The organism is Paenibacillus sp. JCM 10914 (assembly GCF_001315105.1).
Taxonomy (GTDB): domain Bacteria; phylum Bacillota; class Bacilli; order Paenibacillales; family Paenibacillaceae; genus Paenibacillus_AQ.
The window spans coordinates 1-5,750 of sequence record NZ_BAZR01000062.1 but is presented as its reverse complement, the minus strand read 5'-3'; the positions used below and the strand labels follow the sequence as shown (position 1 = coordinate 5,750).

Here is a 5,750-nt window from a genome sequence, read left to right as displayed (position 1 = left end):
TCCTGTTGCTCCTGTCACCCCCGTGCGCCTGTTGAACCTGTCGGCCCGGTTACTCCTGCTGGGCCGGTTACTCCTGCTGAACCTGTTGCTCCTGTCGAACCGGTAACACCCGTGTTGCCGGTTGGACCTGTTACTCCCGTTGCTCCTGTATTACCCGTGGCTCCTTTTGAACCCGTTGCACCTGTCACACCTGTCGGGCCGGTTACTCCTGTTACTCCGGTGGGGCCAGTTGAACCAGTGGTTCCTGTATTTCCTATTGGACCTATTGCACCTGTATTACCAGTTGACCCAGTTGGACCCGTTGAACCTGTAACCCCGATTGGGCCTATTGAACCCGTAGCGCCTGTTGAGCCAGTAACTCCAATTGGTCCGGTTGCCCCTGTTGGACCTGTAACTCCAGTTGCTCCTGTCACACCCGTGGCTCCTGTTACTCCTGTCGGGCCGGTTACTCCCGTATTCCCGGTTGGACCAGTTACTCCCGTTGCACCCGTTATTCCAATCGGACCTGTTGCTCCTGTCGAACCAGTGGCTCCTGTATTTCCTGTTAAACCTGTTGCACCTGTATTACCAGTTGACCCAGTTGGACCCGTTGAACCTGTAACTCCGATTGGACCGGTCACTCCGGTGTTTCCGGTTGGGCCGGTTGGACCTGTTGAACCGGTAACCCCGATTGGGCCAGTTGCTCCGGTTGGACCTGTTGAACCCGTTACGCCAGTTGCGCCAGTTGAACCGGTGGCCCCGGTATTTCCGATTGGACCTGTTGCTCCCGTTGAGCCGGTAATTCCGATCGCTCCTGTCGGGCCGGTGACTCCCGTATTTCCGGTTGGACCTGTTACTCCCGTTGCACCCGTCGGACCCGTTATTCCAATCGGACCTGTTGCTCCTGTCGAACCGGTGGCTCCGGTATTTCCTGTTGGACCTGTTGGACCTGTTGGACCTGCTGCACCTGTATTACCAGTTGCTCCAGTTGGACCGCTCACTCCGGTGTTGCCGGTTGGGCCTGTTGCTCCTGTGTGACCAGTGGCTCCGGTTGAGCCAGTAACTCCGATTGCTCCGGTCGGGCCGGTTGAGCCGGTTACGCCTGTTGGACCGGTGACTCCCGTATTTCCGGTTGGACCGATCGCTCCCGTTATACCCGTTGCTCCAGTCACACCCGTAGCGCCTGTTGCTCCCGTTATTCCGATCTGACCTGTCGGGCCTGTGACTCCCGTTGCACCCGTAACTCCAACTGGACCGGTAGCTCCTGTTGGACCGGTCAAGCCGGTTGCGCCCATTATACCCGTCGCTCCTGTTGAACCTGTTATTCCGATTGGGCCGGTTGCGCCAGTTGATCCCGTTATCCCTGTCGAGCCGGTTACTCCTGTCGAACCGGTGGCTCCTGTTAGACCCGTCGACCCGATTGGACCTGTTATTCCCGTTACTCCTGTTGCTCCGGTCACACCCGTTACTCCGATTGGTCCGGTTGCTCCTGTTACTCCGGTTGGCCCTGTCGGGCCGGTGACTCCTGCTGGACCTGTTGCTCCTGTCGAACCGGTTGCTCCGATTGCTCCGGTCGAGCCAGTCGAACCTACCGATCCGGTATTTCCGGTTGGACCTGTTACTCCCGTTGCTCCCGTTAAACCCGTAACTCCGATCGGACCTGTCGGGCCGCTTGCTCCTGTTGGCCCTGTTGGCCCTGTTGCTCCTGTCGAACCGGTAACACCCGTGTTGCCGGTTGGCCCTGTTGGACCGGTTGCTCCGATTGCTCCGGTCGAGCCAGTCGAACCTACCGATCCGGTATTTCCGGTTGGACCCGTAGTTCCAATTGGGCCTGTTGCTCCCGTTGCTCCCGTTATGCCTGTTGCCCCAGCTACACCCGTGGCACCCGCCGGGCCGGTTGTTCCTGAAGGACCGGTTGGGCCGGTTACTCCCGTATTACCAGTGGCTCCTGTTACTCCTGTTGAGCCAGTAACTCCGATCGCTCCGGTCGGGCCAGTTGGACCTGTCGAGCCAGTTGAACCGGTGACTCCAATTGAACCCGTTGAACCTGTTACCCCGGTCGGGCCGGTGACTCCTGTTACTCCGGTTGCTCCGATCGGACCTGTCGGGCCGCTTGCTCCCGTTGAACCCGTAGTGCCAATTGAGCCAGTGGCTCCGGTTGGACCTGTTGGGCCTGTTGCTCCCGTTGCTCCGGTGGTGCCGATGGGGCCAGTCGAGCCGACAGCTCCCGTTGATCCTGTTGGACCGGTCAAGCCGGTTGCGCCCGTTATACCCGTCGCTCCCGTTATGCCTGTTGCTCCCGCTACACCCGTTGCACCCGTCGAGCCTGTTGAGCCAGTAACTCCAATCGCTCCTGTCGGGCCGGTTACTCCTGCTGGACCTGTGGCTCCTGTCGAACCGGTCACACCCGTGTTGCCGGTTGGCCCTGTTACTCCCGTTGAACCGGTAACCCCGGTCGGGCCGGTTGCACCCGTCGAGCCGGTTACTCCTATTGGACCCGCTGCTCCGGTAGAACCTGTTGGACCGGTTACTCCTGTTGCTCCTGTCACACCCGTAACGCCCGTTGAACCTGTTGCTCCGATCGGACCTGTCGGGCCGGTTGCGCCAGTTTGACCCGTAGTTCCAATTAGGCCAGTGGCTCCGGTTGGACCTGTTGAACCCGTTACGCCAGTTGCGCCAGTTGAACCGGTGGCCCCTGTATTTCCGATTGGACCTGTAACCCCGGTTGGACCTGTTGAGCCCGTGGCTCCGATTGCTCCGATTGCTCCGGTCACACCTGTCGGGCCGACCGCACCGGTGTTGCCGGTTGGACCGGTGACTCCCGTATTTCCGGTTGGACCGATCGCTCCCGTTATACCCGTTGCTCCGGTCACACCCGTAGCGCCTGTTGCTCCCGTTATTCCGATCTGACCTGTCGGGCCTGTGACTCCCGTTGAACCTGTAACCCCGATTGGGCCTGTGGCTCCAGTAGCCCCTGTTGGACCGGTAACACCCGTTGCTCCGATTGCTCCGGTTGGGCCTGTTGCTCCTGTAATACCAGTTGCTCCCGTGACACCGGTGGGGCCTGTGACTCCCGTTGAACCTGTTGGACCTGTTGGACCGGTAACTCCAATTGCTCCCGTTGCACCCGTAACTCCAACTGGACCGGTAGCTCCTGTTGGACCGGTCAAGCCGGTTGCACCCATTATACCCGTCGCTCCTGTTGAACCTGTTATTCCGATTGGGCCGGTTGCGCCAGTTGATCCCGTTATGCCTATTGAGCCGGTTACACCTGTCGAACCGGTGGCCCCAGTATTTCCGGTTGGACCCGTTGAACCTGTAACCCCGATTGGGCCTGTGGCTCCGGTGGCTCCTGTTATTCCCGTTACACCCGTCGGACCCGTTGAGCCGGTGCTGCCGATTGGACCCGTTACTCCTGTTGCTCCGGTCACACCCGTTACTCCGATTGGTCCGGTTGCTCCTGTTACTCCGGTTGGCCCTGTCGGGCCGGTGACTCCTGCTGGACCTGTGGCTCCTGTCGGACCAGTTGCTCCGGTGGAGCCAGTCGAACCTACCGATCCGGTATTTCCGGTTGGACCTGTTACTCCCGTTGCTCCCGTTAAACCCGTAACTCCGATCGGACCTGTCGGGCCGCTTGCTCCTGTTGGACCCGTTGTACCTGTAACCCCGATTGGACCTATTACTCCCGTTGCTCCTGTATTACCAGTGGCTCCGATTGGTCCGGTTGCTCCGGTTGGGCCAGTTGCTCCGTTCGGACCTGTTGCTCCTGTATTACCAATTGTTCCCGTGACACCGGTGGGGCCTGTCGAACCTATCGATCCAGTATTTCCGGTCGGACCTGTTGCTCCCGTTATACCCGTTGCACCCGTCGAGCCTGTTGAGCCAGTAACTCCAATCGCTCCTGTCGGGCCGGTTACTCCTGCTGGACCTGTGGCTCCTGTCGAACCGGTCACACCCGTGTTGCCGGTTGGCCCTGTTACTCCCGTTGAACCGGTAACCCCGGTCGGGCCGGTTGGACCTGTTGAGCCCGTGGCTCCGATTGCTCCGGTCGCTCCTGTTGCTCCTGTCGGGCCAGTCGAACCTACCGATCCGGTATTTCCGGTTGTACCTGTTACTCCTGTATTACCAGTGGCTCCCGTTGAACCGGTAACCCCGATTGGGCCAGTTATTCCGATCGGACCTGTTGCTCCTGTAACTCCGGTCACACCTGTCGGGCCGACCGCTCCGGTGTTGCCGGTTGGACCTGTTGCTCCCGTTGAGCCGGTAATTCCGATCGCGCCTGTCGGGCCGGTCACACCCATTGCTCCGATTGGTCCTGTCGGACCCGTTGAGCCAGTTGATCCCGTTATACCTGTTGGGCCTGTTACTCCGGTTGCTCCTGTCACACCCGTGGTTCCTGTTGAACCTGTTACTCCCGTCGGGCCGGTGACTCCCGTATTTCCGGTTGAACCTGTTACTCCCGGTGCACCCGTCGGACCAGTTATTCCAATCGGACCTGTTACTCCTGTTGGACCTGTGGATCCTGTCGAACCAGTGACACCGATATTACCAGTTGGACCCGCGACTCCCGTATTTCCGGTTGGACCGATCGCTCCCGTTATACCCGTTGCTCCGGTTGGACCTGTTGAACCTGTAGCGCCTGTTGAGCCAGTAACTCCAATCGCTCCTGTCGAGCCGGTTGATCCCGTTATGCCTGATGCCCCTGTTGGACCTGTAACCCCGATTGGACCGGTGACTCCTGTTGCTCCTGTCACCCCCGTAGCGCCTGTTGAACCTGTCGGCCCGGTTACTCCTGCTGGGCCGGTTACTCCTGCTGGACCTGTTGCTCCTGTCGAACCGGTTGGGCCTGTTACTCCCGTTGAGCCGGTTACTCCGGTTGGACCTGTGGCTCCTGTCGAACCTACCGATCCGGTATTTCCGATTGGACCTGTTATTCCCGTTGAACCTGTTGAACCTGTTGAACCTGTTGGACCTGTTGAACCCGTTGCGCCTGTTGAGCCAGTAACTCCGATCGCTCCGGTCGGGCCGGTTGGGCCTGTCGAACCGGTGGCTCCCATGACACCTGTCGGACCGGTGACTCCGGTTGAACCTGTCACACCTGTCGGGCCGGTTACTCCGGTGGCGCCGATTGGACCAGTCGAGCCGACCGCTCCGGTATTTCCAGTGGGGCCGGTCACACCCGTTGCACCCGTTGGGCCAGTTATTCCAATCGGACCTGTTGCTCCTGTCGAACCGGTAAACCCGATTGGGCCAGTTGCTCCGGTTGCTCCTGTTAGACCCGTAGACCCGATTGGACCTGTTATTCCCGTTACACCAGTTGGACCAGTTGAACCGGTGCTGCCGATTGGACCCGTTACTCCTGTTGCTCCTGTCACACCCGTAGCACCTGTTGAACCTGTTGCACCGATCGGACCTGTGGCTCCCGTTGCTCCGATTGGTCCGGTTGCTCCTGTTACTCCGGTTGGCCCTGTCGGGCCGGTGACTCCTGCTGGACCTGTTGGACCGGTTGCTCCGGTTGGGCCTGCTGCTCCGGTTGGGCCTGTTGAGCCAGTAACTCCGATCGTTCCGGTATTTCCAGTTGGACCCGTAACCCCGATCGGGCCAGTTGCTCCGGTTGGCCCTGTTACCCCCGTTGAGCCGGTTACTCCTGTTGGACCCGTTGCTCCGGTAGAACCTGTTGCTCCGATCGGACCTGTCGGGCCGCTTGCTCCCGTTATGCCTGTTGAGCCGGTTACTCCTGTTGGACCTGTGGATCCTGTCGAACCTACCGA

Annotated in this window: 1 protein-coding gene; it reads right to left on the bottom strand. The window is 59.9% G+C overall.

Translation table 11 applies throughout. The features are described from left to right. Positions 1-14: 14 nt before the first annotated feature. The coding region (locus tag JCM10914_RS27950) for a collagen-like protein (protein ID WP_052019940.1) at positions 15-5,750 on the bottom strand (5,736 nt) is incomplete at its 5' end.